We start from the raw sequence: 25,361 nt of genomic DNA, 5'->3' as shown, positions 1-25,361 counted from the left end.
AAGTATATTCTTATCCCTAATCTTTATTTAAAACTTCGTTATATAATTCAATATAACGCTTTGCTATATCTTCTATCCGAAAGTTTTCCAGAACTTTGTTTCGAGCATTTACCCCCAGTTGATTGGCCTTATTGTTGTTCAGGCAAAACCTGACACCTTCCGCTAAATCGGCTATATCATACGGTTCTGCCAAATATCCGTTAATGGAATGATCTATCATATCGGGGTTTCCTCCTATATCGAAAGCAACAACAGGTGTTCCGCATGACAAGCTTTCTAAAATAGTATTCGGTAGATTCTCATAAGTAGAAGGCACAATCATCACATCTGCTGCACTGTAAGCCTCACACAATTGATCTTCATCTGAAATATACCCTAAATACTTTGCCGGAAAGCCCAGATTATCCTCATTCTTCTGCTCTGCACCGAAGATTAACAATTCAAGTTGGTCTTTCAGTTCGGTTTCAGCCAATAATTTTAAAGCCTCTTTCAGCAGATGCCCTCCTTTTCGCGGATCTCCCATCGCAGAAATCCCACCAAACAGGATTGTTTTCTTTCCCTGCTGTAAAGATAATGATTTCTTTGCCTCTATTTTGTCTTTCGGTCTGAAAACCTGCGTATCCAATCCATTAGGAATAACCTTGACGGGGTATTTGCTTAACAATACACTTTCGGAAGCAGCCTTAGCCAACCATCTACTGGGTGTTACTATAACAAAGTCAAGCGGGGCATACCTTTGCCGCTTCATGTCGAAGACTTTATAGCTGAAATCCTTTTCTTTAGCCGACCCCAATTGAGGACATGCTCCGCAATGGGTTTTATATTTATTACATTCTTCGAAATACGAACAAAGAGCGGTAAACGAAAAACAGTCGTGTAATGTCCATATTATAGGATGTTTAACTGATCCGAATTCCGTAAAATCGACATAGCTCTCCCCTACCCAATGCAGATGTATAAGGTCGAACGGAATTTTATCCAACGCATTCTTCAATAAAGAAAGGGCAATATCTGACAATATTTTGTTTTGCATTCTAGGATATTTGGCCCAGTTACGTCTGCGTCTTTGTTCCTTATATTTTAGTCCGAGCATCATCATTTTCCGCTCGAACCGATTCAGATGATCATGAAAATCAGAAGCTAGACGAACCGTAGAACTGTTACTTCTCTTGTTATTTACCAAGAGCATGTTATCAATCCCCAGTTTATTTATCTCCTCATGTAAGCGAAAAGCAACACGGGCAGCTCCGCCGAATGAATCTTTTGTGCTTAATGTTACGACTTTCATATTATTTATATCAGGTCTGAGACCTTATTTTCTTAATTGTTTCAATTTTTGCTTTAATGATTTAGGCACTAAAGACCGAAGCTTTTCTAGACCTCTCAGATAGATAGCCAAACACTTTAAATCGAACGAAAGGTTGTTTTCGATCTGTACCCATTCCTCCGGGATCAGGTCTTGTGTACTGTAATTGCTGTATGATTTTCCGAACCATGGATCGGGGCATACAACCACTTTATCTTTATTCGGATTGAGCCATGCTCCCCACCAGCTGAAAGTACTGTTGCTGATTATATTATTATCGCAAAGCGTTTGTATATACAGATCGATAATAGGCTCTTCGTCATCGACAAAGTAAAAATTAGCACCTTTAAAATTCCGTTTACACCAATCAATATCATCACTGATTATCAAATACTTTTTATCACGCCCCAGAAAATCGATGGCTTTATTGTAATAAGACATACCGCAAACCGCGTACTGATGGGGTAAACGACAATAATCGCCACGCCGTACATTAATAGACGTTACTCCTTGGCGGATAATATCACCAAATTTTCCAAGAATATATTCTTTTACGTCATCGGGGATAGAAAATAATTCCCGAACAAATGGTTTATCAAAGTATTTTTCGGACTGAAATGCTCCATATAAAAGCATATCACGCCCCGAATAGGGAATCTCTTTGTATATATATTCTATATCGTAATAATAATCGCAATCGGTCTGCGGACGCCCTATCTGAATATCTATATTCCGAAGTATATTCGGGCGGAATTGCTCGATATACTCCTTTACATAGCAGTTGTCGGGCGGAGCCAGTTTATAGCCGTCATGACAAACGACTTTATATCCGACATTGTATTTTCGAGCCAAAGATGCTCCGGTTGCAATCTGGAACAAATGGTTGCCTAACCTGCCATTTAATTCGATATAGATCATCTTTATTTCTTTTTTCGGAATAAGTTACTTACTAATCTGAAAGGAGCTAATATATAACCACCCAGCCTATACTGGGTTGAGTTCTCAATCAGCTTGAATTTCTGTAATTCCTTATATTGTTCTATCGGATTTATTTCCGCTAAATATTTGTCTATATGATTTTTGAATATCTGTATACGAAGCTGCGCTTCATCTTCTAGAGATATAAGAGTCCGCATCGAAACTGCTTTTGTTCTATAATAAAAGTGTACCTTATTCAAGGTTATTACTTTATCGTTCTTGTCGAGAAGACTTATCCAGAAATCATAATCCTCCCAGCCTTTTTTCATGTTAGTGTTATAGCCTATCGTTTTATCATAATCTGATCGTCTATAGATACATGAATGATAAAAGCAATTTCGCTTAAAAAGAAGGTTCTCGTAAGTATAGGGCAGCATTTCACAAACACCGCTATCATCACCGAAAAGCATTACTTGACAACTCACCAATTTAACATCCGGATTTTGCTCCAATACTTCTATTGCCTCTTTTGAGTAGTCTTTCGAAACCTTATCATCCGAGTCCAATACCTGTATATATTTACCTGATGAATGCTTTATTCCAAAGTTACGGGTATGGGAAAGACCTCCATTTGGCTTTGACAAATATCGGAATCTTGTATCTTTCTTACACCAATCCAATGCTATTTCTTCTGTATTATCCGGTGAACCATCGTTTACAATCAGACACTCCCAATTGGGGTACACCTGCTCAATAACCGATTGCAAAGTTTCCGGCAAATACTGAGCTTGATTGTAACAAGGTATAATTATAGATATCAAAGTATTCCCCATGAGTATTACTCTTTTATCTTTATTTTTAAAGCGGTTATTATAAATGTAAAGCTAACATTCTTTCTGAACATTTTCAAAAAATCTTTAAGACCTGTATTCTTGGCTGATTTTCTATTTTTATATAATAATTGCTTTAAATAATGTTCGAATAAAGTAGGATTGAAAAATTTTTGTTTTCGGTTTACCTTATTCAATGAATTAATCAGAATCACTTTTTCAGTAAAAGAAGTATCATCCACTTTATTTACCAACTGTAACTCCTGTTCCGAAAAAAAATATTTAAAGAAATAAGACAAAAACTCCAATTTAATCTTGTCTTTTATCTGATCTTGTTCTGCCTGTTTGGTTGTGCTGACCTGCCCTTCGTGCTGACGGTACTCAACTAATACATCATCCAGATTCCCAAGTTCCAGTCCCTTTTCGGCAAACTGAACCCACAAATGATAATCTTCTGCATGTTTATAATCAGCATTATAGCGAATATTTTCTTGCCTTAAAACTTCCGATCTCAGTACTGCTCCCGGATGCAGTAAAGCGGTATTATCCAACAGCTTTATATAAATACGCTCACTATCCGTCGGGAAATGTATTTCGTGAGGTGTGTTCATAAACCGAAATGCACAGCTCAATGCAGTGACACCGGAGTGGCGTTCCATATACGCAACTTGCTTCTCCAATCGATGCGAAGTACAAATATCATCAGCATCCATGCGGGCAATGTATTTACCTTGAGCTATATCCAATCCTTTATTTAAGGTATATACCAATCCTCTGTTCTGTTCATTTTGAATCAGTTTGATACGAGTATCAGTATATTTCTTGACAATATCTATTGTATTGTCAGTAGACCCATCATCTATAATAAGAAATTCAAAATCGGAAAAAGTCTGGGATAAAATGCTGTCAATCGCCTCCCTGATATACAAGGAAGCGTTATATGCTGGCATCAATACCGATACGAGATATGGATATTGTTTGTCTGTCATTAGCTTTTTCCAAAAAATCTTAGAATAATACGTCTAAATTCATAAAAGACAAGAATAGGCTCTTTTCGAGCAAACATCATCAATATTTTAAAACTTGTCTTTTTTGTAAAACCATAAAAGGTTCTGTAATGCTGCCATTCGAAGAACCACTTCTGTCTGAAAGCCTTATCGCAAGGTATATGCTCTTTTCGGGCAATCATCTTCGATATAGGAAAACCTTCGAGGAATGTTAATCCGTTTTGCTCTGATCTGTTTGAAACATTGGCACTATGAGTTCTGAAATAATTCAGATATTCTTTTACTTCCGAAACTCCCTGATTCTGATTCATTATCAGTGTAGCCCAGAAAAGCCAATCACCACAATACTTCAACTTTGTAACCTCTTGCCAAATAGACGGATCTATGGCATCTTTACGAAATACAACCGTACTTGCATTGTAAATTACGTTTCCAAGAAGCAGGTGTTTCTTTATTAATGTATCTTTATCACAATATTCGCCTTCAATAATCTCAGCACGAGGTCGTTTGATATGCCCATTTTCGTTCACCACATGAGACAAGGCACATCCCAATACGGAGTGATATTTATTGATAGAACCGACAACTTTCTCCAAAAATATTTCATCGGCATAATCATCACTTTCAGCAATCCAGATATATTCTCCTTTTGCAAGGCTTATACCTTTTTGCCATTGCTTGAAAGTAGTTCCGCTGTTTTGTTTATTTAGTTCTATTTGTACTACTTTAGGATGACTCCGGTATTGTTCTATAATTTCGATGCTGTTATCTGTCGATTTATCATCCAATATAATTACTTCCATATCCGTATAAGTCTGATTCAAAACCGAATCTATCCTCTGCTTCAGATATGGGGCATGATTATAATTGGGGATAATAACGGATACCATAACCTATATTATTTTGTATATATCGAATCGCCTGTAAATTTGCCTTGCTCGTCAAATTTCCATGAACTCGAACTGTTTGCACTCTGATAATAATATCTATCCTCATCCGTCAGATTATTATTGTCAATATACCATCCCATATGCTTAGCTTCAAAATTACCAGCAATCCTTATGCCGGGATAAAACTCTTTTAATGTCGAATAATTAAAATAAGGAGGATAAATTGCAAAAGTCGTATCCAACTCATTCTTATATAAATTCTCGCCTATCTTTCCTTGCCAATGAGGTTGCTCCCAATGTATTACTTTATCTTTGAGTTCATAGGAATCAGGGATGTCATCTATTTTCAACGCAAAACCTACTTTTGTCACATCCTTATGAGCATCTAAGGTTTTTATCAGATAACTTACATAATTATCAGGGAGATTCTTATTCGGAAGAATATCCGAATCTGTAATTATATAATATCCTGAAGCATATTTATTATACAATTCTTTATTTTTCCAAAATACTAAATGGCCATAATTCTGATCCATTTTTTCGATCTTAACCCGATCTTTTATTTGTTCATAATATTCCAATAATGGCGGATAAGAAGATTTATTATCTACGATGATAATATTCTCATGTTTACGCTCTAATAGAAACGACACAAGTTCTTTCAAATCCTTCAACCTATTGTAATTAATTATTATAATAGGTACGGACAAAGGATTTCGCTTCTGTCCTTTTACCTTCTTATTGAATATCTTAATAAGAGAATGTTTACGGGTTCGGTGTATATAATCAGACCAATAGTCTTTTGATATTATATTCTTGACCCAATGTTTTACAGATCTTATTCCTCTAAACAACTTATGATTATAAAAATCGCGGTAAGCTCCATGAGTATAGTAAATATTATACAACTCATAAGAGAAAGATTCGGATATCACTTTTTGCCGTTCAGCCTGTACCAGATTAGCTTGCGAACTACTCATTCCTCCCATATCAAAAATAGCTATAACGATAGGAAGATGGGTTCGTGAAACATTCGAAAAAACAATTATTTTCAGAAAAAAAGCCCAATCAGAAACTATTTTCAAATCCTCTCTGTACAACCCGTATTTTTCGAATAAACTTCGACGAATAAAAGTTGTGGGATGTGTTAAGGTCGCTTCCATCAGTTGGTCACATCCTACAAAATCAGGCATTTGAACAAAGTCGGAATGCCCATCGGGGAAAGTCCGACAAAGGTCTCCATATATCAAATCATTATCGATATTATGCTTAAAGACTTCCGTCAACACATCATTATTATAAAGCAGATCGCCACTGTTTATAAAAAGGACATACTCTCCCGTGGCTCGCTTAATGCCCTTATTCATGGCATTATATACACCCGAATCGGATTCACTGATCCAATAATCGATATTCTCTGAATACTTGCTTATTACATCCACACTTCCATCTGTCGAACCTCCGTCTATTACAAGATATTCAAAATCGGAAAAAGACTGATTAATAATACTATTAATAGTCCTCTCCAAACCTTCAGAATTATTGTAATTTATGGTTATTATAGATAGTTTCATTTTGAATAATAAGTAACAGCTAATATTTAATGATATGCTTTTAGTTTATAACAAACTTTGATTATTTTACCTACCAAAACAATAAATAGGTCTGAGACCTTAAAAGTTAGCTTGTAAAGTCTTTCTTTGCTTTATCAATAAAAGATTCAATATCAAAGAATGATTCTTCCACATCCTTCAATTTATCTGTATCCCAATCCCACCATTTTATTTGGAGTAAATCTTTTATAATATGGTCTTCAAATCTGTATTTATGTATTTTAATAGGATTACCGAAGGCAATAGCATAAGGGGGAATATCTTTCGATACAACACTTCCTGCACCTATAACAGCTCCATGCCCAATTGTCACTCCATCCAATATAGTTACATTCATTCCGATAAAAACATCGTTTCCAATATTAATTGGCAAAGTTTCTTTAATTTTATCAGCTTCACTGAAGCTTGCACCATTTTGTTTTTGTGTAGAATAAAACATCGGCGAAGTAGACACTCCATTTGTCGGATGAATCCCCCAACCACAAATGAAGTTAGCTCCAATAGAACAAAATTTACCTATTTTAGCCTCTCTTATGGTTGCGTTCTGAGCTATGTAAGTATATTTATCTATGTAAGAATTTAATATTGTGTATCTGGGATATATTCTCGAATCTTTATCTATTTCCGAATTTGCACAGATATTCTTGTTATAAAACAGATTATCAGCATCAGTACTATTCAATAGATAAGCAATTGTTGAATCCTGCCCATATATCTTATATACCAGTTTTTGTATTATTTTACGAAAAAATTTCAGCATAAACTATTTATCCTTTCAAAACTTCTTCCAATGTAGAAAAAGGAAATACATCTAACATACTATCAGGTGTTAAATTTTTGATAGATACACCCTGTTCGTCTAGATAAGTATACATCAGCCGATATTGTTTCCATCTCAAATGGTAGATATAAAACCAGTCTTCTTTAGTTATCTGAGCTAAATGTTTTTCATCACTGAAACTCTTTCCATCATCGTAAAAATGGTGATTTGTCACACGTCCTACGTCTTTCAAATAATCATGATCGACTCCGAGTAAATAAATCTCTTTGAACCCCATATAGTAAGCTAGTTGAATAGCCTCATAAATAACAGTTCTTATCAGGAAAGGACGCTCTGTTATATCCCAGACTTCATTTGATCTGAAATTATGTTCGTTTAAATCAACAGCTCTGCTATAATCGATAAAATATGAATCAACATTATATTCCGGATTCTTGGCTAAGAAATTATAATAGGAATAAGTAAACGGTGTTGTTCCTATAAAGCATTTGATCGGAAACGAGTAAAACTTTCTATAATTATCGAATATAATCCGATTAGTAGTATCGTCAAACGGCTCATGCTGAGGAGCAAAACAATGATATTTCGGCCTGATCGATTCGATTTGCGGATGTAGAAAGAACTGGCTGACGGCAATACATGTTTCGCCTTGAAGAACTGAAAGATCATGCTTATTGATAGAAGGACCCGAAGCTAAAATAAAACACCTCTCTCCTTTATGAATATCTCTTACTTCTTTCAATCTATCAAACACACTCTCCGGCAAGTATCTTTCTTCAACGGGAACATTACGTTTTACCAGTCTGTTTTTCAGATTAATCCAACCGGGAGGAATCAGCCAATATTTAAATTTTTCTTTCATCTTATAATTTATATAGCCAGCAGATGATTTTTTATCAGATATTCTACAAATTCACGCACGGCACCTTCTCCTCCTTTAGAGTCAAGTAGATTTATTCCTTTTATACCCTTTATCTCCGATACTGCATCTCTGGGACAGGCAGCAAAGCCAACATTACTCAATAAATCTAGACAATTTACATCATCCCCTATATAGGCAACCTCTTCTATCGAAATATTTTCTTGTTTACAGATATCCAAAGCCGCTTGCAATTTACCTCCTGCGATGTGTCCTTGATATAAATAATCTAACTTAAGCTTTTCAGCTCTGCGTTTTACTATTTGAGTATCTTCGGATGTTATGATACCAGTTTTGATACCACGTTCTTTCAATAATCTGAAAGCAAGACCGTCTCTGGTATTAAATTTCTTCAGTTCATCGCCTTTTTCCGAATAATACATACCGGCATCGGTCAACACACCATCAACATCTGACAGAAAAAGTTTTACAGAAGATTTGTAATCTATCATCTTTGAAAGGATATGCTCTTTCATTATACTTTCAGCCACAACCCAATCTTCCGGCTCATCAATCTCTACGGAAGTATATTCGGGCATCCCGTATACTCCGATATTTCCTGATAACCGGTTCTTAGATTCTAATATATTCCCCACAGTATTGATATAAAATGCTCCGTTTTCGAGAAAACTGTCATTAAAATCCTGCCTTCTGGGTCTATGTTTATAATCATAGTTGAGAGGATGCCCTTTTACATTCCAGATAAAACGCTTAAAAGGTACTGCGCTCAACACCGAATCGATCTCTTTTTTATTAAATAATTCCAGTCCTCCGATAAAATCATTTGTCTGAGTTAACGGAGATGTAGCTTGTACAAGCATAAAGGTGGTGTCGGATGATAAATCTGCAACAGATAGATATTCCAACATAACATCTTCTGTACTTGATTGATCCTGTGCATTAGACGCGGAACGACGATATATTTCGACTTTACTAAAACCAAAATCTGAAACGCAGTCCTCTATTTGTTGAGAATCTGTAGCTAAGATTATCTTAGTTACCACATCAACAGACTGTAAGGCTTCCAGATTCCAATACACTAAAGGTTTACCACAAAACGATTTGATGTTTTTTAAGGGTATGGATTTACTACCTCCTCTAACCGGTATAAAAGCTATGACTGACATATTCTTCTTATTTCCATTTTATCTGATTACGTTTCAGTTTTTTACGCTGCTCCTCCTCTATATTTAAGATATCAGTGCTTTTATAAGTCAGAGCTTTATATACAGCTCTGCAATCACGTACTAACTTCCGTAACCCATCAGGTTCTAGAGATGCTGCATGATCTGTTCCTTTCCATGTACGGTCGAGCGTAAAATGACGTTCGATCCACTCTGCACCTAATGCTACAGCAGCAGAATCAACGGCTATACCCAAATGATGCCCTGAAAAACCAATCGATTTTACTCTGGATCCAAATGTTTCGTATAGTCTTTTTATTTCGAACAGACAGATATCCTCAAAAGGGACTGGATATCCTGATGTACAGCTATAAATAACCAGATTTTTTGCTTTATTCTTTTCTTCGAACAGTTGTACTATCATCTCTTCCTCTTCGTGGGTTGTCATTCCGAAAGAAAGATGAATTTCCCCTTCGTAATTATCACATAAATAAGTCAATAAAGCTTTATTGAGATTACATGCTGATGGAATCTTTATCAATTGAGGGTTTAGGCTTACAATTTCTTTTGCAGAAGCAATATCCCATACCGATGTAGAATACACTACACCATTAGATTCACACCACTCTTTCAGTTCTTTATGCTGTTCCAAAGAAAACTCGAGAAACTCTCTGTGTTCACCGTATGTTTCACCATAAGAGTTCGAAGGATTAGGATGAGGTTTATTGTATTCTTCTTCGGACAATAATTCTCTATTATTTCTTTTCTGAAATTTTACCACATCTGCTTTACAAAATTTAGCAGCAACATAAATCATTTCTTTTGCAATCTCAATATCCCCTTTGTGATTGCATCCTATTTCAGCTATAATTTGTGGAGTTTTCATTATTCTATATCTTTTACGTGAATAGTATAATCGAATTTACAATACTTATTTAATAATTCATAATCTAAATTCTTTTTATTGTCTTGAATATATTCCAGGTGGTGCTTTTTCTCTGGATTCTTATTATATTCATCTAAACGTATTACAGATTCAAATGATGGAGGCAGAATATAATATCCATTCACTAATAATCTATTCATTAATGCTTCTTTTATAAAAGAATAGCTAATATCATCAATATCCCTTGATATATCAAATTGAAGAATTAAAAACGAATTTAATTCCAAGCGTATTTTAGTTCTGTAGTCTATAATATCCTCAACTATGGAAAATTGAAACTGATCTTTTAATCTCATACAAAATTTCATTGTATTTGCGACCAGCTGCCTATAATCCGATTCACTACAGATTATATCAATATCTTTCGACAAAGGTATCTTTTCTGGGAATTTATTATAATATGGAGTTTCTGTTTTTACAAAAAAGTATTGCAAATTCGAAATATCGGCAAACCATCTATCTAGAGAGAAATTCTTATATATATTAAACAAGAGTGAAATATGCTTATTCTGCCAATAATTATCTCCCACATGGATAATTATATCATGAAAATAATTATCAATTTTTTCTTTATAAGCATTCCTTATTATTTTTTTCAATTTCTCACCTTGAACCGATAAAGTTTGCTGATTCAAATCCTTCAATCTAAACATAGGCTGTTCAAAATCAATCTCAAGTACCCTTACTTTTTTTTCAAGAACAAATTCCATTGATTGAATTTTCTTTTGAATTTTCCATGCCTGAATATCATCGACAGCATATACCCCTTTTACAATTGCATTAAAAGTGATTTCATCAAAATCATAATCCTGATAGCTTCTTATTTTATAGTTGATCCCTATAAGAGATGTTATTTCATCAAAAAATTCTTGAACAGGCGGCCACAAGGTACATAAGAAAGGTTTCAAAGCCCTATCATGTAATTCTCTATATTTATCAGTTATACATTTAATTTCATGTGATGAAAATCCATTTTCAATAAACCATTCATTGCCATAATAGGTGTCAGTCGAAATATCTTGAACAATAGCTTTGTATGTTTCTATGCCATGATATAAGGCTAAAGCCATTCTATGAGAACCATCTATGATTTTTAAATTTTTATCTAAAAGCAGTTTAGAATCCTCATTATAGCCTGATTCCTCATAAGACCTGATTAATTCTTTGAATATACTACTGCTAGATTGAGCCCAACCTTGCCCCATTCGGGCTGCTTGCATTTTATCGTATAAATTAAATCCAAAGATATTTTTATTATAATAGTTTTCTATAGCCAGATATCTGACTATTATATCCAATCTATTATAAGAACAGTTATTCTCCTGAAAAAAAACCTCGTACACATTTATCGCGATTTGTTTTTCCCGTAAAGCAGGAACTGTGGGTTTAGATATTTTCCTTTCCAAAAAATTCAATACCCTCCTTGATATATTTATTATACGAATAAAAATCCTCATCAACTTACAATTTATTGATTGTCCATGGAATCAATGCTTTCACCATTCCTCCTCTACTATATGCATTAGAAGCTCCATCAACAACAACATTCTCGATTTCAAACGTCAGGACATCCTCAAAAGACTGTATTAAACCTACATTTATGATTCCACATTTCACATTTAAAGAGTAAGTTCCAATATTTAAGAAATCCGGTAATATTATTTCAGCTCTATATTTTCCGACAGACCGACCTTCCAAAAGCTCTTTTTGTGTATCAACATCCCAAGTTCGAAACAACAAAGTTCCTTCTTTTAGAACATCTAATGTTATATTAGCACCTTTAATATCATACAAAACAGAATATTCAATAACAACTTTGAGACGATTTGTGACATCAAAAACCAAATCTGTTTCATTTTCATGTCCTACAATCTCCACTGATATTTTAGTGATCGAAATATCCTTACTCAAATCTTCTTTTATTTCAATAGACCTCAATTCGTTATTGAGGTTACTCCTTACATATAAATCTATAATCTGGTCAATTTCACCAACTTCCTTAACCATACCATTTTCCAACATCATGCCTTTATTGCATAAATTTCGAACAGAAGCCATATTATGGCTCACAAACAACACAGTACGTCCGCCACCTTGAGCCACATCTTTCATCTTTCCAATGGCTTTTTTTTGAAATTCGGCATCACCTACGGCCAACACTTCATCCACAACCAAAATTTCCGGCTCTAAGTGTGCTGCTACAGCAAATCCTAAACGAACGGTCATACCTGAAGAATAACGTTTTACGGGAGTATCAATATATTTTTCGATGCCTGAAAAAGAGACAATCTCATCAATCTTACTATTAATTTCACGCTTTGTCATACCTAGAATAGCTCCATTCATGTAAATATTTTCACGTCCGGTAAGTTCCCCATGAAATCCTGTGCCAACTTCTAGCAGTGACGCAATACGTCCTTTTGCCCTGATTATTCCGGTTGAAGGAGTAGTTACACGCGACAATATCTTCAACAATGTAGATTTACCGGCTCCGTTCTTTCCTATAATACCTAGAACTTCTCCTTGTTCTACATTAAATGATATATCTTTCAAAGCCCAGACATAATCACTTGTTGCTTTCGAACTTCGATCGTTTACTTCCCCTACTTTTAAGTATGGATCTTCTTTACCTCTTACTACGTGCCACCATCTATTCAAATCGTGACTAAGAGTACCTGTACCAATTGTTCCTAAACGATATTGCTTAGATATATTTTCAAATTCTATTGCTATATTAGACATTTTCTTTTTCCTTTAATTTAAACAATATCCACAAATCGTCGCTCTACCTTATTAAAGGTTACGATACCTAATAAGACTATCACTAGAGTAAACAGAGCACTATAACTTAATGCAAACCAAGAAAACTCACCTGTTCCCAAAAAGGCATACCTGAAAGTCTCAACAACTGAAGATAACGGATTTAATTGTATAATCCATTTATACTCCTGGTATTTATCGGGAATAGCCGATAATGGATATATTACAGGAGTAACATACATAAGCAGCCCCATTACAAAAGAAAATAAAATAGAAATATCCCTGTACTTAATAGTAACCGATGAAATCAGTATTCCTACACCAAAGCCAATACCTGCAAGCATTATAATAAGAAAAGGAAATAACAGCACATAGCTATTAGCTCCTATCTGAGCACCGTCAAACACATAATATATATAAAAGATAAAAAACAATAACAACTGAATAAACATTTTAATTGTTGCTGTAGCTAAACCCGCTATAGGAACAACTAAACGAGGAAAATACACCTTACTAAAAACACCGGCATTAGATGCAAAAGTACCAGAACTACGCCCCATACAATCACTATAATAATTCCAACACAAAATACCGGCCATATAAAATAAAGGTTGCGGTAAACCATCAGTTGGAATACCCGCAATTCCGCCAAAAACTACAGTATATATAATTGTTGAAAAAACAGGCTGAATAAAAAACCACAGCGGGCCAAGTATCGTCTGTTTATAAGTAGCTATAAAATCTCGGTGAACATAAAGATTAAGCAAATCGCGATAACGCCAAACCTCTTTTAAATTCAGATGTAAACCTTTCTCTTTGGGCTTAATGACGATATCCCATTGATCGTCTTTTGTAATATCCATATACAGTTCTTAAAAATTCAGTGAACAAAGATAACACTTTTTTACACAATCTTATTTTAATAAAAAACGCCTGCGAAAATCGCAGGCGCAGAATAGACTTATCTTATGCTATTTTTTTAATTCGCAGGAGCCTGAGGTGTAGCAACTTCATCAATCACAGCCGAAGAATCAACTACAGTATCAGATGGAACAACTTCTTTAACTTCTTCAATTACAGTAGATGTAGAATCAGCAGCAGATGCATTTTCAGCTGTTCCTTTATTAGAACATGAAGCAAAAGAAATAGCTACAACAGCAATCGCAAATAAAAATACTTTTTTCATTTTTTTATAATTTAACAGTAATAAAGTTTATTAAGGCCTCTGACCTTTCAGGTATTTGATAAGCTTAAATTCATTTACTCTTCAAATACGTGACAAAGATACTGAACAATTTTATTATACGATAAAAAAAGTCTTCATTTTTTTATCGTATAATTATCTTTTTTCAAAACAGAAAGTCCAACTATCTATCATACAAATAGCGCTTTATACTTTTCTTTGGAGTCTTCTCAAACTCCGTAGGATATATATGGATCGCGGAGATCATTTCATAATTGGCTAATGATTTATTCAGGGCTTCTTTATTATCTGCCATCACCGGTTCTATATCTTTTGCTGAAACTCCATTTGAGTCCATTAATTCATAATCGGGATAAACCAGTGCCACAAGCTTTTTGTCTCGGCACACAACCAAAGACTCCGTTATATAAGGTAAATTATTAAGTTTAGCTTCTATTTCCTCAGGAAATATATTCTGTCCACTAGACCCTAATATCATAGTTTTACTACGTCCTCTCAAATAGATCCGACCGTTTTCATCTACTGTACCCAAATCTCCGGTTCTTAACCATCCATCTTCGGTAAAGACTTGGGCTGTAGCTTCCGGATTTTTATAATATCCTTTCATTACATTTTCACCACGTACCTGAATCTCTCCTAATTTATTATATGGATCATCCGAATCGACACGTACTTCCATAATCTTAGATAATATCTTTCCACACGAGGTCGGTATAAAATCATAATGATGATCATATGAAATCAAAGGTCCGCACTCAGTCATACCATAACCTACTGTGAACGGAAATTTTATCTTATAAAGAAAACTTTCTACTTCCTTATTTAATGCAGCGCCTCCTATTATAACTTCACAGAACTGCCCTCCGAAAGCGTTGATTAAGCCTTTTCTGATTTTAGCATATACTCTCTGTTTAAGTAATGGCACTTTAAGAGCCAACTTTATCGATTGTTTTTCGAGTTTAGGCAAGATCGCCTTCTTGTATATTTTTTCGATAACCAATGGCACAGTAACAATCAGATGCGGCTTGATTTCGGCAAATGCGGCCGATAATATTTTCGGTGAAGGTGTTTTGCCCAGCAATGTTGTATGTACTCCTTCGGATAGAGCATACAAAAAATCAAAAGCACACCCGTAAGCATGAGCCAATGGCAAAAATGACAAAACCCGTTGCTCCCTGAACAATAAATCCAAAGTTTTTGCATAAGTTACATTTCCGGCCAGATTATTGGCCATCAACATCACACCTTTACTAAAGCCTGTGGTGCCAGATGTATAATTTATCAAAACAACGTCAGAATTATCGACATCTGCATACATAATATCATCAGCAGTAAACCCCTTCGAATATTTATGTTGCATCTCTTGATCTAAGCTTCTCATAATCGCAGCAACATCCAACTGAGTCCTTTGATGGATACATGCAAAATTTTTTAATGAAAATATAGCCCTAAGTGCCGGCATTTGCTCTTCATCCAGCTGCTCCATATTGGAATCTCCGATAAAAAGCAATTCAGACTCTGAATGGTTTACAATATGCTGGATGTTATCAGGATGAAAGTCCTGCAATATGGGAACAACAATGGCTCCATAAGTCATCACAGCCATATAAACAATACACCAGTTGGTTGTATTTTTTCCAACTATAGATATTTTTGATCCTCTATTTACACCTACTTGCTCAAACAAAATATGCAGTCTGGCAATTTCTTCGGCCAGATCCTTATAATATAAGGTATCATTTGTTCCATAGTCAGTTAAGGCCGGTAAACTCCAGTTATGTTTAAAGCTATTTTCGTATAGCTTTATAAAATTTTCTTCTATCATAAAAACTGCTCAGACTTTAGTATTTTGTGCAAAAGTAGGTACAAGTATGATATTTGCAAATTATTTTAACTTCAAAGTTTAAGCATTTTATGTATTTTTGTGGTCTTGTAAGTTTACATAAACTGACATAAATAGACATATCGGTTTATACTCAACGTTTTACTGTCTTATATAAATGATTGATAATACTATATTCGAAAATAAACTTGCGGCTTACCTTACTCTTGGCTGCAAGTTGAATTTTGCCGAAACATCTGCTATTGGCAAACAACTGGCAGAAGTTGGTGTACGCAAAGCTCGTGAAGGAGAAATTGCGCATATATGCGTTATAAATACATGCTCGGTGACTGAATTTGCCGATAAGAAATGCAGGCAGGCTGTACGCAAAATGATCAAGGACAATCCCGGAGCATATGTTATCGTTACCGGATGTTATGCCCAATTAAAGCCCGAAGATATTGCCTCGATAGAAGGGGTTGACATCGTTTTAGGAGCAGAGCAGAAACTTGACATCATTGGCTATCTGGATGAGTTAAAGAAAAAGGAGAAAGGATCAGTACATACATCCAAAACAAACAATATCAGAACATTTGTACCGTCGTGTTCAAGAGACGACAGAACCCGTTATTTTCTGAAAGTACAAGATGGATGTGATTACTTCTGCTCATTTTGCACTATACCTTTTGCCCGTGGACGCAGCAGAAACGGAACAATCGAGAGTTTAGTTAAACAAGCCGAAGAAGTAGCTGCAAACGGAGGAAAAGAGATCGTACTTACAGGTGTAAACATCGGAGATTTCGGAAGAACTACCGGAGAATCGTTTTTTGATCTGGTAAAAGCTCTTGATAATGTAGAGGGTATTGCCCGGTATCGTATATCTTCAATAGAGCCCAACTTATTAACTGACGAGATTATTGATTTTGTTGCCCATTCAAAACGATTTGCGCCGCACTTCCATATCCCGTTGCAATCAGGCTCGGACGCTGTACTGAAACTTATGCGACGTAAATATGATACAGCATTATTCAGACATAAAGTGGAGATTATCAAACAAAAACTGCCTCACGCATTCATTGGTGTAGACGTTATTGTAGGTACAAGAGGTGAAACAGACGAATACTTTGAAGACGGCCGTAAGTTTATTGAAAGCCTTGATATCTCTCAGTTACATGTATTTACTTATTCAGAAAGGCCGAATACTCAAGCTCTGAAAATAGACTTTGCTGTAGATCCAAGAACAAAGCATGCAAGAAGTAAAGCCTTATTGGATATTTCCGATCATAAATTAAGAGACTTCTACCTGTCACAAAAGGGACTATTGCGAAAAGCGCTTTTCGAACATAGCATACATAACAATAAGATGTACGGGTTTACTGAAAACTATGTCAAAGTAGAAAGAGATTTCGATGAAAACCTTGTAAATATTGTCCGTGATGTAAAACTCGGAGGTCTCAATATAGAAGGTACAGCACTTATCTCTCAATAAGAAACAGAATGAGCCAAATTCTATATTATATAGTATACGCCGTATTATACCTACATGCACTTCTACCTTTAAGAGTGCTGTATATTTTTGCCGACATATTATATATACCATTATATTATATCATTAGATATAGGGTGACGGTGGTAAGAAAAAATCTCAAGAATTCGTTTCCTGATAAGAACATAAAAGAACTCAGGCAAATAGAGAAAGAGTTCTACCATCATTTCTGCGATTACTTTGTAGAGACTATCAAACTGCTTCACATCACAGATTCGGAAATCAGAGAAAGAATCACCTTTGACAATATGGATATCGTCAAGGATTTGATGGAGGATAATAAGTCCTGCATCATGTTTCTTGGACATTACGCCAATTGGGAATGGGTTCCTTCTATTACACTGGAATTTACCGATGGAACTCTCTTGGGGCAAATTTACCGACCACTGAAAAACAAGGCTTTTGACAATATCTTTCTGAAATTAAGAAGCCGCTTCGGAAGTGTGAGTATACCGAAAAACAATACCCTCAGAAGCATGATTGAATTCAAGAAAGAAAACAAGAAAGTTTTAATCGGTTTTATGTCCGACCAAACTCCATCTGTTGCAAACATTCATTACTGGACAAATTTTCTCAATCAGGAAACACCAGTATACACAGGAGTGGAACGTATTGCCCAAAAGACCGGATTCTCGGTTACTTATCTCGATATCATAAAAACAGGACGCGGCAAATACAAATGCTATGTAAAATTGATAACCGCAGACCCTAAAAACGAACCGGAATTTGCCATAACCGAGAAATATATAAGAGAGATGGAAAGAACGATCCTCAGACACCCTGCATATTGGTTATGGACACACAAACGTTGGAAACACAAAAGATCTGATGTTGAACACTCATGAAAAAAGTAGCTGTAGTTATACTTAACTGGAACGGACGCAAACTTCTTGAAGAGTTTCTTCCGTCTGTTGTCAATTTTACAAATACCGAGATTGCCGACATAATTATTGCCGATAATAATTCTACTGACGACTCCGTAGAGTTTCTTTCTTCTTATTATCCCACTTTAGAAGTTATAGCCCTTCCTCAGAACTATGGATATGCAGATGGATACAATAAGACTCTAAAACTTCTCAATCACGAATATTATGTATTACTCAATTCAGATGTAGAAGTAACCGCTAATTGGCTCGACCCGCTATACCAATACATCGAACAGCATACCGATGTTGCTGCTATACAACCCAAAGTTCTGGCTCAGCGCAATAAATCGTGCTTTGAATACGCAGGTGCAGCCGGAGGTTTTATCGATAAACTAGGCTATCCTTTTTGCCGGGGTCGTATTTTTAATCAGGTAGAAAAAGACACCGATCAATATAATACACCTCTCGAAATCTTTTGGGCTACAGGAGCATGCTTATTCATCAGGTCATCGGATTACTGGAATGCCGGAGGATTGGATGCTTCATTTTTTGCACATATGGAAGAGATCGATCTTTGCTGGCGACTCAATGCCAGAGGACGAAAACTGGTATGTCTGCCGGAATCAACAGTATATCATGTTGGAGGTGCTACATTACAGGAAGAAAGTCCAAGAAAAACATTCCTCAATTTCAGAAATAATCTATTGATGTTATATAAGAATCTATCGGAGAACGAATTCAAGAGGATATACACACAACGGAAAGCTCTCGATTATTTAGCAGCCTTACAATTTCTTATTTCTGGCAAAAGGCCAAATGCTTCTGCAATATTAAAAGCTCATAGAGAATTCAGAGTAATACAAAAGGAGTATGTGAAAGAACGAGATAACAATTTACAACGAACTACAAACTCTCCCATTAAAACTATTTATCAGGGAAGTATCCTTTATGATTTCTATTTAAAAAAGAGAAAAATATTTTCCGATCTTAAATGGCTCGAGTAGAACAAGCATTCATCAATCCCGACCACCAATCTTTCCAATATAAACAGATAGAATATCTATCTGAATTATTCAAAAAGAAGAACCTAATAATAAACCATCTAAATAGAATATCATTTTTCACTAAAAAACAATTCTATCTTCAACACTAAAAACATTCAATAAGGATTTAAAAACCAACAATATAAAAACACCACCAATCTACTACATTATACTACAACTAAACAAGCTGATAGAATATTAAATAAATGACAGAACCTTTTCAAAAACGTCCGATGGTGAGTTCTCTGACAAGTTTATCCAATTTATACTATTATCCCGTTTAAACCATGTCATTTGTTTTCTGGAATAAATACGGGAGTTTTGTTTAATTTTCTCAATGGCAAATTCTAAATTCCATTCCCCATCCAAATATTTAAATAATTCTTTATATCCGACTGTATTCAATGAATTCAGGTTTCTGTATAGATAAAATTTTCGAGCTTCATCCAACAACCCGTCTTTCATCATTTGATCTACCCTGAGATTAATCCTTTCATAGAGTTCTTCTCTATTTCTCATTAACCCAATCTTTATTATTTCGAATGGACGTTTTTTAGGGGTGTTTGTTCTGAACGAAGAGTAAGGTTTACCTGTCATAAGGCATACTTCGAGTGCGTGGATAACCCTTTTATGATTTTTAAGGTCTACCTGATCATAAAAGATCGGATCAAGTAGTTTCAGTTGCGCTTTTATAGGCTCTAAGCCTTCCTTCTCAAAGAGTTCATATACCTCTTTACGAAGAGATTCGTCAATGGTAGGAACATCGTCAATTCCTTTACAGAGGGCATCAATATACATCATCGAGCCACCTGTAGCTATAACCTGTGGATGTGTTTTGTGCAATTCACCAATCAGAGATAAAGCTTCCGACTCAAATTCACTGGCACTATAATAATCTTCAACACCCAAAGTCCCCACCATATAATGAGGAACTCTGGCTAATAAATCGGAAGTGGGCGCCGCCGTTCCGATTGTCAACCCCTTATACAATTGACGTGAGTCTGCCGAAATAATGGGACATCCCCAATGTTCTGCTAAACTCACGCTTAATTCGGTTTTACCAACTCCGGTAGGTCCGAGTAGAACAACAAGTTTATTCATCAAAACTTCTCGTCGTCCGGTAAAGGCAATGCATCATCTAATCCATCAAACCCCTCAGCATCAAGCTCATCCAGATCATACCCTTCGTCACCATAGAAATTTTCGCCGGTATCAATGCTGGTTGATTTCAATTCGAAATCATTAAAATCGATGAATTGAGCAGGAGGATTTCCCTGAGATTTTGAGCAAACGGCCTCATTCAGATCTTGTCCGGTTATAATCTCACGAAGTTCGATAAAGAAGGCACGTTCCGTCATGTAATCAAACACATACATCAGACGCTGTTTCTCATCCTCTAGAAAATCATTCAAAACAGATTCCGACATAATATATGAATCTTCTTCCGAACTGGTATCCATTTCGGTTAAAGTTATTTCCTGTTCCTTTTCCCAATTATCATCACAAAGGAAAAACGAAGTCATTTCTCCATCCTGAAATCCAGTCGAAGCTAAAATAGCCTTATGGAGATCGAAGAATGTTGCATCAGCATCAATCTGAATCTCTCTCTTGAAGTCCTCAACTTCGTCTGACAACATTAAAAATCTGAATACCATATATTTTCAATCAATTATATTAAATAATAAAAGTATTTTGGGCAATACTTTTAAGAGATAACTACTTATCAATGTTTCTGTTATTTAGTTACCCAAAAAGGTCTGAGACCTTATTTTGGTTAGCCAAAGTTATAAAATTTCCTTCAAATAAAATCTTACTAAACTTATTTAGTGAGATAAAGTATTTAATGATCTCGCATCCGAATCATTATAAGTTCCGGACTTCTAACAAACCTAAGCAATAAAAGGGTCTGAGACCTTATATTACTGTTATCTTTTTAGTATGTTTATTATAAACAGGCAATACATCCACCGTATCCATCGTAACACAAAAACGGGCTACATCAATTAAACCATGATCCTCGAGCCTTTTCATATGTTCACCGTTCGCAATGTATTTCATAACATCCGGTTTTGCATCCCTCCACATAGAAAGGGCAACACCCGCCGCATCGAAACGGGCATTATAACCTCCTTTCTCAACCAAAGCTTCTACTAATGCGCCGCCAAATAAAGAATCTTCGAGATTAAATTTATCTTTCCAGCCTGCACACAATACCAAAACATCTTTTTTCTGCTCAATACAATATGCAGCAACCCTCGACAAATTCGAGAAAGAACCGATAATAAGGCACGAACAATCTTCGGCCATATCAATGGCATGAGTTCCGTTTGTTGTAGAAATAACTACGTCTCTACCTTCAACCTTTTCTTTTGTATATTCAGACGGAGTATTACCAAAATCACCAAATTCAAACTTCACAACGTTGCGCTCTCCTCCAACCAGATAGCCTTTATCTTTATATGCCTTAGCTTCTTCCACGGTCGCAACGGGCATAATACTGCTTGCCCCATTATTAAGAGCCATACACATACTGGTTGTTGCTCTGAAAATATCCACCACTACAACTATAGTATCTCCGCTATCCTTATAATAAGGATACAATACAGGAGAAAAACAAACATCTATTTTCATATATTTCTTTATTTCAATACTACAAAATTAATAAATTAAGCCAATTAGATCAATAAACAATTATCAACCGGAAGCAATTCATTTTTCATCATTGATTTTCAAAAAGGTAACAAAAGTTACATACTTAGTATTCACCTCGGGGTGTTAGCTACCTTTTTATAAAGAGTCACTCTTTATTATGCTTGTAATTCAAAATTTAACAAGAAAAGGTAACAAAGGTTGCATGCTTTATGTTCGTTTCCATCAGTAACCTTATTTTATTAGCACATTTTCTCATTAGCATATTACAACATTATTTTACTTATTAGAGCAAACATCTTGAAATATATTCATTGTTTGGACATACTGTAGAGACGAAAAATCTTTCGCCCGCAGATTTATTTCATTTCGGGCAAATAATTATTTGCCCCTACGAGTACTAGAAACACAATATGTGAATTTGATACGTTTGCCTTATTTACTTATAGATAAAACTTCTGCATTTCTTTCTGTTTCACTATCTTTGTAGTCCGATTATCAATAACAGGCTGAAATACAGCGACGATCAACTAAGGTCTTAGACCTATAAAACATTTTATTATTCAGAATGATACAAATAGACGATGCTATAGTAGCGTTAGACATTATAGAAGAAAATTTCTTGTGTGACCTTTCCGCCTGCATGGGAGAATGTTGCGTAGAAGGAGAATCAGGAGCTCCCCTCGAAAAAGAAGAAGTGGCAGTTCTCGAAGAAATATTACCTCTTGTCTGGGACGACCTGTCTCCCGAAGCTCAGAAGGTAATACAAAAAACAGGGGTTGCATACAAAGATACAGATGGAGAAATGGTTACCTCAATTGTTAATGGTAAAGACTGCGTTTTTACTTACTACGACGAAAAAGGCATATGTAAATGTGCCATAGAAAAAGCGCATAAAGAAGGTAAGACAGATTTTTACAAGCCGATTTCGTGTCATCTATATCCTATCCGCCTGCAAAAATACCGGGACTTTACAGCGGTCAATTATCACAGATGGAGTGTATGTAAAGCAGCCGTCGCACTCGGAAACAAAGAGGGATTAAAAATATACCAATTCTTAAAAACTCCGCTGATCCGAAAATTCGGTGAGGCATGGTACAACGAACTCTGTATTGCTGTGGATGAATATAAAAAGATGAAAGAAGAAGGTAAAATATAGAAGAAATGGATGAAGAAAATACTTCATCCATTTTTATTTAATATTATATTCTATAGAGTAAAAGCTTTTTCTAAACACTAACACACGCATTCAAATATTCCTTGTAAAAAGACAAGTGCTCTGATACTCCGAAAGTAGACAATAAACAGGAAATGTAGGCACGAGCAAAATCTCCAGACTTTATTATCTTTTGATCCACAGCCAAAACATCCAGATCGATAATCACGATACCTCTTGATTTATCTGTAGATGTGCGTCCAAGCTGTTTTTCTATTTCTTTTAGTCTGTACTTAACTTGAGGCAGATCTAAATCAGAACATACTATTGCCAATTGGTTATAGAACAAACCATTAAACCCTTCACCCACAGGTTCTGTTTCCAACATATCGGAGTAATCGATACTCTGAAAGCATAATTCGAGCAATTGCCTGCACCTAACCATATTTTCAGTCCGATTTTCATTAGAACCTAAACTAACCAGATAAGTTTTCATAACCGACTACAAATATACACTCATTTTTGACGAAAAGACACAGTATTGGATATTTTGAATTATATTTGTTTATATAATCAAATGGTTCGTTTATGAAAAGAATTGCCTTCACTCTAGCTATACTTTTACTTGGAATTATTCAGCTTACGGCACAAAATAAAACACCTATCATATACAAAATCAATATCAAGAAGGAAATAGGTTCTACAACCTGGCATCACCTGCAAAACGGATTATATCTGGCAGAAAAAGAAAAGGCCGATTATATTGTTCTTGATATGAACACATACGGAGGATATGTTACGGAAGCCGATTCGATGCGGACAGCTATCCTCAACAGTAAAATTCCGGTATATGTATTTATCAACAACAATGCGGCATCCGCGGGGGCATTAATATCCATTGCTTGCGATAAAATATTCATGCGCAGAAGTGCGAATATCGGCGCAGCTACAGTCGTGGATGGAACAGGTGAAAAAGCACCTGATAAATACCAATCCTACATGAGAGCCTTAATACGCTCTACTGCCGAAAGCCATGGCAAAGATACTATTACTGAAAATGGTGTGACTGTAACCAAATGGAAAAGAGATCCTGCGATAGCCGAAGCTATGGTTGACGAAAGGGTAAAAGTGGCAATTCTGCCTGATACAACCAAAGTATTGACAATGACCGCAGACGAAGCCTTATCCGTGGGGTATTGCGATGGCATTGCTGAAAATATATCGGAGATAGCCGTAAAATACATGGGCTTGGAGAATTACGAACTAAAAGCATACAATCCATCTGTTTTCGATTACATCAAAGATTTCCTTACCAATGGTATTGTACAGAGCATCCTTATCATGATCATAATAGGAGGCATATATATTGAGTTGAAAACACCCGGAGTGGGCTTGCCCATTGCCGTTGCAATAACTGCCGCCCTACTCTATTTCACGCCTTTATACATGGATGGCTATGCCCAAAACTGGGAGATTATACTATTCGTAGTCGGGTTGATCCTTATAGCTTTCGAAATATTTGTTATTCCGGGATTTGGTGTTGCCGGAATTAGTGGTATTATACTCACTGCTGCAGGACTATTTTTGGCCCTTGTTGGTAATGTTGATCTTGATTTTGAAGGAGTTTCGTCCGATCAGGCATTAAAATCATTGATTACGGTTATTGTCGGAATATTCATGTCCTTTATTATGATTATTTCTCTGATCAGCAGAATTGGGAAAGAAGGCAGTATGTTCAGAAACATTGCACTGACAAGTGATCAGGAAGGTTTTATTTCTGTACCAGAGGAGCAGAAACAATTTATCGGACAAATAGCTATTGCCGCAACAGTGTTAAGACCTTCTGGAAAAGTGATTCTTAACGGCAATTATTATGATGCTGTAGCTAACAGAGGTTTTATAGAACAGGGCAAAACGGTAAAGGTGATAAAATACGAGAATTCCCAATTATACGTTGTAGAAATTAAAGAACAAGCATAAA

At 35.6% G+C, this 25,361-nt stretch carries 24 protein-coding genes; 5 read left to right on the top strand and 19 right to left on the bottom strand.

All coding sequences use genetic code 11. The annotated features are described in order from the left end of the window. Window positions 1-16: 16 nt before the first annotated feature. From AABJ51_RS03290 to AABJ51_RS03220, 15 genes are all read right to left on the bottom strand, one after another. On the bottom strand, window positions 17-1,288 hold the full coding sequence (locus tag AABJ51_RS03290; protein WP_338374389.1) for a glycosyltransferase family 4 protein: 1,272 nt from the start codon (window positions 1,286-1,288) through the stop codon (window positions 17-19). Between the two features lie 24 nt (window positions 1,289-1,312). Continuing rightward, window positions 1,313-2,224 carry an alpha-1,2-fucosyltransferase gene (locus tag AABJ51_RS03285; protein WP_338374388.1) on the bottom strand — a complete coding sequence of 304 codons (912 nt, stop codon included), beginning with the start codon at window positions 2,222-2,224 and terminating at the stop codon, window positions 1,313-1,315. Between the two features lie 2 nt (window positions 2,225-2,226). Continuing rightward, entirely contained in the window at window positions 2,227-3,057 is an 831-nt protein-coding gene (locus AABJ51_RS03280; RefSeq protein WP_338374387.1) for a glycosyltransferase family 2 protein, read from the bottom strand. Between the two features lie 5 nt (window positions 3,058-3,062). Beyond that, the gene (locus AABJ51_RS03275; protein ID WP_338374386.1) at window positions 3,063-4,043 is read right to left on the bottom strand and encodes a glycosyltransferase family 2 protein; all 981 of its coding nucleotides are present in this window, start codon (window positions 4,041-4,043) and stop codon (window positions 3,063-3,065) included. Beyond that, complete coding sequence (locus AABJ51_RS03270; RefSeq protein WP_338374385.1) at window positions 4,043-4,951, bottom strand: glycosyltransferase family 2 protein; 909 nt, start codon at window positions 4,949-4,951, stop codon at window positions 4,043-4,045. Before AABJ51_RS03270 ends, AABJ51_RS03275 begins: the two co-directional genes overlap by 1 nt. 8 nt (window positions 4,952-4,959) lie before the next feature. Further along, a complete protein-coding gene (locus tag AABJ51_RS03265; RefSeq protein WP_338374384.1) occupies window positions 4,960-6,525 on the bottom strand; it encodes a glycosyltransferase in 1,566 nt (521 codons plus the stop codon). A 106-nt stretch (window positions 6,526-6,631) separates the two neighbouring features. Then, window positions 6,632-7,324: a CatB-related O-acetyltransferase gene (locus AABJ51_RS03260; protein ID WP_338374383.1), complete on the bottom strand. Its 693-nt coding sequence runs from the start codon at window positions 7,322-7,324 to the stop codon at window positions 6,632-6,634. A gap of 7 nt (window positions 7,325-7,331) precedes the next feature. Next, window positions 7,332-8,207 (bottom strand): 6-hydroxymethylpterin diphosphokinase MptE-like protein, encoded by an 876-nt coding sequence (locus tag AABJ51_RS03255; protein ID WP_338374382.1) that lies wholly within the window; start codon window positions 8,205-8,207, stop codon window positions 7,332-7,334. An 8-nt stretch (window positions 8,208-8,215) separates the two neighbouring features. Then, a complete protein-coding gene (locus AABJ51_RS03250) occupies window positions 8,216-9,391 on the bottom strand; it encodes a cytidylyltransferase domain-containing protein (RefSeq protein ID WP_338374381.1) in 1,176 nt (391 codons plus the stop codon). 7 nt (window positions 9,392-9,398) lie between these two features. After that, complete coding sequence (locus AABJ51_RS03245; RefSeq protein WP_026625047.1) at window positions 9,399-10,274, bottom strand: N-acetylneuraminate synthase family protein; 876 nt, start codon at window positions 10,272-10,274, stop codon at window positions 9,399-9,401. Beyond that, on the bottom strand, window positions 10,274-11,740 hold the full coding sequence (locus AABJ51_RS03240) for a hypothetical protein (protein WP_338374380.1): 1,467 nt from the start codon (window positions 11,738-11,740) through the stop codon (window positions 10,274-10,276). Before AABJ51_RS03240 ends, AABJ51_RS03245 begins: the two co-directional genes overlap by 1 nt. A 55-nt stretch (window positions 11,741-11,795) precedes the next feature. Next, window positions 11,796-13,076, bottom strand: coding sequence for an ABC transporter ATP-binding protein (locus AABJ51_RS03235; protein WP_338374379.1), 1,281 nt, complete (start codon window positions 13,074-13,076; stop codon window positions 11,796-11,798). Between the two features lie 17 nt (window positions 13,077-13,093). Next, window positions 13,094-13,951: an ABC transporter permease gene (locus AABJ51_RS03230; protein WP_338375930.1), complete on the bottom strand. Its 858-nt coding sequence runs from the start codon at window positions 13,949-13,951 to the stop codon at window positions 13,094-13,096. A 122-nt stretch (window positions 13,952-14,073) separates the two neighbouring features. After that, window positions 14,074-14,280, bottom strand: a complete 207-nt coding sequence (locus AABJ51_RS03225; protein WP_026625044.1) for a PG1828 family lipoprotein — start codon at window positions 14,278-14,280, stop codon at window positions 14,074-14,076. A gap of 181 nt (window positions 14,281-14,461) precedes the next feature. Next, window positions 14,462-16,123 carry an AMP-binding protein gene (locus AABJ51_RS03220; RefSeq protein WP_338374378.1) on the bottom strand — a complete coding sequence of 554 codons (1,662 nt, stop codon included), beginning with the start codon at window positions 16,121-16,123 and terminating at the stop codon, window positions 14,462-14,464. A gap of 175 nt (window positions 16,124-16,298) precedes the next feature. On the opposite strand from AABJ51_RS03220, the gene mtaB reads away from it, so the two are divergent. From mtaB to AABJ51_RS03205, 3 genes are read left to right on the top strand one after another with little or no spacing between them, the layout of a single operon-like run. Further along, complete coding sequence (mtaB, locus tag AABJ51_RS03215) at window positions 16,299-17,609, top strand: tRNA (N(6)-L-threonylcarbamoyladenosine(37)-C(2))-methylthiotransferase MtaB (protein ID WP_338374377.1); 1,311 nt, start codon at window positions 16,299-16,301, stop codon at window positions 17,607-17,609. An 8-nt stretch (window positions 17,610-17,617) separates the two neighbouring features. Continuing rightward, window positions 17,618-18,511 carry a lysophospholipid acyltransferase family protein gene (locus AABJ51_RS03210; protein ID WP_338374376.1) on the top strand — a complete coding sequence of 298 codons (894 nt, stop codon included), beginning with the start codon at window positions 17,618-17,620 and terminating at the stop codon, window positions 18,509-18,511. Next, a complete protein-coding gene (locus AABJ51_RS03205; protein ID WP_338374375.1) occupies window positions 18,508-19,536 on the top strand; it encodes a glycosyltransferase family 2 protein in 1,029 nt (342 codons plus the stop codon). Before AABJ51_RS03210 ends, AABJ51_RS03205 begins: the two co-directional genes overlap by 4 nt. A gap of 237 nt (window positions 19,537-19,773) precedes the next feature. On the opposite strand, the gene miaA is transcribed toward AABJ51_RS03205, so the two are convergent. The 3 genes from miaA to AABJ51_RS03190 form a co-directional block, all read right to left on the bottom strand. Further along, on the bottom strand, window positions 19,774-20,676 hold the full coding sequence (gene miaA / locus AABJ51_RS03200; protein ID WP_026625039.1) for a tRNA (adenosine(37)-N6)-dimethylallyltransferase MiaA: 903 nt from the start codon (window positions 20,674-20,676) through the stop codon (window positions 19,774-19,776). Then, on the bottom strand, window positions 20,676-21,230 hold the full coding sequence (locus AABJ51_RS03195; RefSeq protein ID WP_026625038.1) for an IS1096 element passenger TnpR family protein: 555 nt from the start codon (window positions 21,228-21,230) through the stop codon (window positions 20,676-20,678). The genes miaA and AABJ51_RS03195 overlap by 1 nt, the downstream gene beginning before the upstream one ends. A 259-nt stretch (window positions 21,231-21,489) precedes the next feature. Continuing rightward, complete coding sequence (locus AABJ51_RS03190) at window positions 21,490-22,206, bottom strand: 2-phosphosulfolactate phosphatase (protein ID WP_338374374.1); 717 nt, start codon at window positions 22,204-22,206, stop codon at window positions 21,490-21,492. A 586-nt stretch (window positions 22,207-22,792) separates the two neighbouring features. Between AABJ51_RS03190 and AABJ51_RS03185 the strand changes: the two genes are divergently transcribed. After that, on the top strand, window positions 22,793-23,383 hold the full coding sequence (locus tag AABJ51_RS03185; RefSeq protein WP_338374373.1) for a DUF3109 family protein: 591 nt from the start codon (window positions 22,793-22,795) through the stop codon (window positions 23,381-23,383). A gap of 70 nt (window positions 23,384-23,453) precedes the next feature. On the opposite strand, the gene AABJ51_RS03180 is transcribed toward AABJ51_RS03185, so the two are convergent. Next, window positions 23,454-23,876: a 2-amino-4-hydroxy-6-hydroxymethyldihydropteridine diphosphokinase gene (locus AABJ51_RS03180; protein ID WP_338374372.1), complete on the bottom strand. Its 423-nt coding sequence runs from the start codon at window positions 23,874-23,876 to the stop codon at window positions 23,454-23,456. 92 nt (window positions 23,877-23,968) lie between these two features. Between AABJ51_RS03180 and AABJ51_RS03175 the strand changes: the two genes are divergently transcribed. Next, entirely contained in the window at window positions 23,969-25,360 is a 1,392-nt protein-coding gene (locus AABJ51_RS03175; RefSeq protein ID WP_338374371.1) for an NfeD family protein, read from the top strand. Window position 25,361 lies beyond the last annotated feature (1 nt).

The sequence above is a fragment of the Indolivaga capnocytophagoides genome (assembly GCF_036511535.1).
Taxonomy (GTDB): Bacteria; Bacteroidota; Bacteroidia; order Bacteroidales; family Dysgonomonadaceae; genus Dysgonomonas_A; species Dysgonomonas_A capnocytophagoides.
This window is presented reverse-complemented; position numbering and strand designations above follow the sequence as displayed.

Excerpts from the sequence above, each read along its gene's own strand:
- AABJ51_RS03225 (WP_026625044.1), bottom strand. The coding sequence starts at position 14,280 with ATGAAAAAAGTATTTTTATTTGCGATTGCTGTTGTAGCTATTTCTTTT.
- miaA (WP_026625039.1), bottom strand. The coding sequence starts at position 20,676 with ATGAATAAACTTGTTGTTCTACTCGGACCTACCGGAGTTGGTAAAACC.
- AABJ51_RS03205 (WP_338374375.1), top strand. The coding sequence starts at position 18,508 with ATGAAAAAAGTAGCTGTAGTTATACTTAACTGGAACGGACGCAAACTT.
- AABJ51_RS03285 (WP_338374388.1), bottom strand. The coding sequence starts at position 2,224 with ATGATCTATATCGAATTAAATGGCAGGTTAGGCAACCATTTGTTCCAG.
- mtaB (WP_338374377.1), top strand. The coding sequence starts at position 16,299 with ATGATTGATAATACTATATTCGAAAATAAACTTGCGGCTTACCTTACT.
- AABJ51_RS03175 (WP_338374371.1), top strand. The coding sequence starts at position 23,969 with ATGAAAAGAATTGCCTTCACTCTAGCTATACTTTTACTTGGAATTATT.
- AABJ51_RS03265 (WP_338374384.1), bottom strand. The coding sequence starts at position 6,525 with ATGAAACTATCTATAATAACCATAAATTACAATAATTCTGAAGGTTTG.
- AABJ51_RS03185 (WP_338374373.1), top strand. The coding sequence starts at position 22,793 with ATGATACAAATAGACGATGCTATAGTAGCGTTAGACATTATAGAAGAA.
- AABJ51_RS03255 (WP_338374382.1), bottom strand. The coding sequence starts at position 8,207 with ATGAAAGAAAAATTTAAATATTGGCTGATTCCTCCCGGTTGGATTAAT.
- AABJ51_RS03220 (WP_338374378.1), bottom strand. The coding sequence starts at position 16,123 with ATGATAGAAGAAAATTTTATAAAGCTATACGAAAATAGCTTTAAACAT.
- AABJ51_RS03235 (WP_338374379.1), bottom strand. The coding sequence starts at position 13,076 with ATGTCTAATATAGCAATAGAATTTGAAAATATATCTAAGCAATATCGT.
- AABJ51_RS03195 (WP_026625038.1), bottom strand. The coding sequence starts at position 21,230 with ATGGTATTCAGATTTTTAATGTTGTCAGACGAAGTTGAGGACTTCAAG.
- AABJ51_RS03270 (WP_338374385.1), bottom strand. The coding sequence starts at position 4,951 with ATGGTATCCGTTATTATCCCCAATTATAATCATGCCCCATATCTGAAG.
- AABJ51_RS03280 (WP_338374387.1), bottom strand. The coding sequence starts at position 3,057 with ATGGGGAATACTTTGATATCTATAATTATACCTTGTTACAATCAAGCT.
- AABJ51_RS03290 (WP_338374389.1), bottom strand. The coding sequence starts at position 1,288 with ATGAAAGTCGTAACATTAAGCACAAAAGATTCATTCGGCGGAGCTGCC.
- AABJ51_RS03210 (WP_338374376.1), top strand. The coding sequence starts at position 17,618 with ATGAGCCAAATTCTATATTATATAGTATACGCCGTATTATACCTACAT.
- AABJ51_RS03260 (WP_338374383.1), bottom strand. The coding sequence starts at position 7,324 with ATGCTGAAATTTTTTCGTAAAATAATACAAAAACTGGTATATAAGATA.
- AABJ51_RS03190 (WP_338374374.1), bottom strand. The coding sequence starts at position 22,206 with ATGAAAATAGATGTTTGTTTTTCTCCTGTATTGTATCCTTATTATAAG.
- AABJ51_RS03245 (WP_026625047.1), bottom strand. The coding sequence starts at position 10,274 with ATGAAAACTCCACAAATTATAGCTGAAATAGGATGCAATCACAAAGGG.
- AABJ51_RS03275 (WP_338374386.1), bottom strand. The coding sequence starts at position 4,043 with ATGACAGACAAACAATATCCATATCTCGTATCGGTATTGATGCCAGCA.
- AABJ51_RS03180 (WP_338374372.1), bottom strand. The coding sequence starts at position 23,876 with ATGAAAACTTATCTGGTTAGTTTAGGTTCTAATGAAAATCGGACTGAA.
- AABJ51_RS03250 (WP_338374381.1), bottom strand. The coding sequence starts at position 9,391 with ATGTCAGTCATAGCTTTTATACCGGTTAGAGGAGGTAGTAAATCCATA.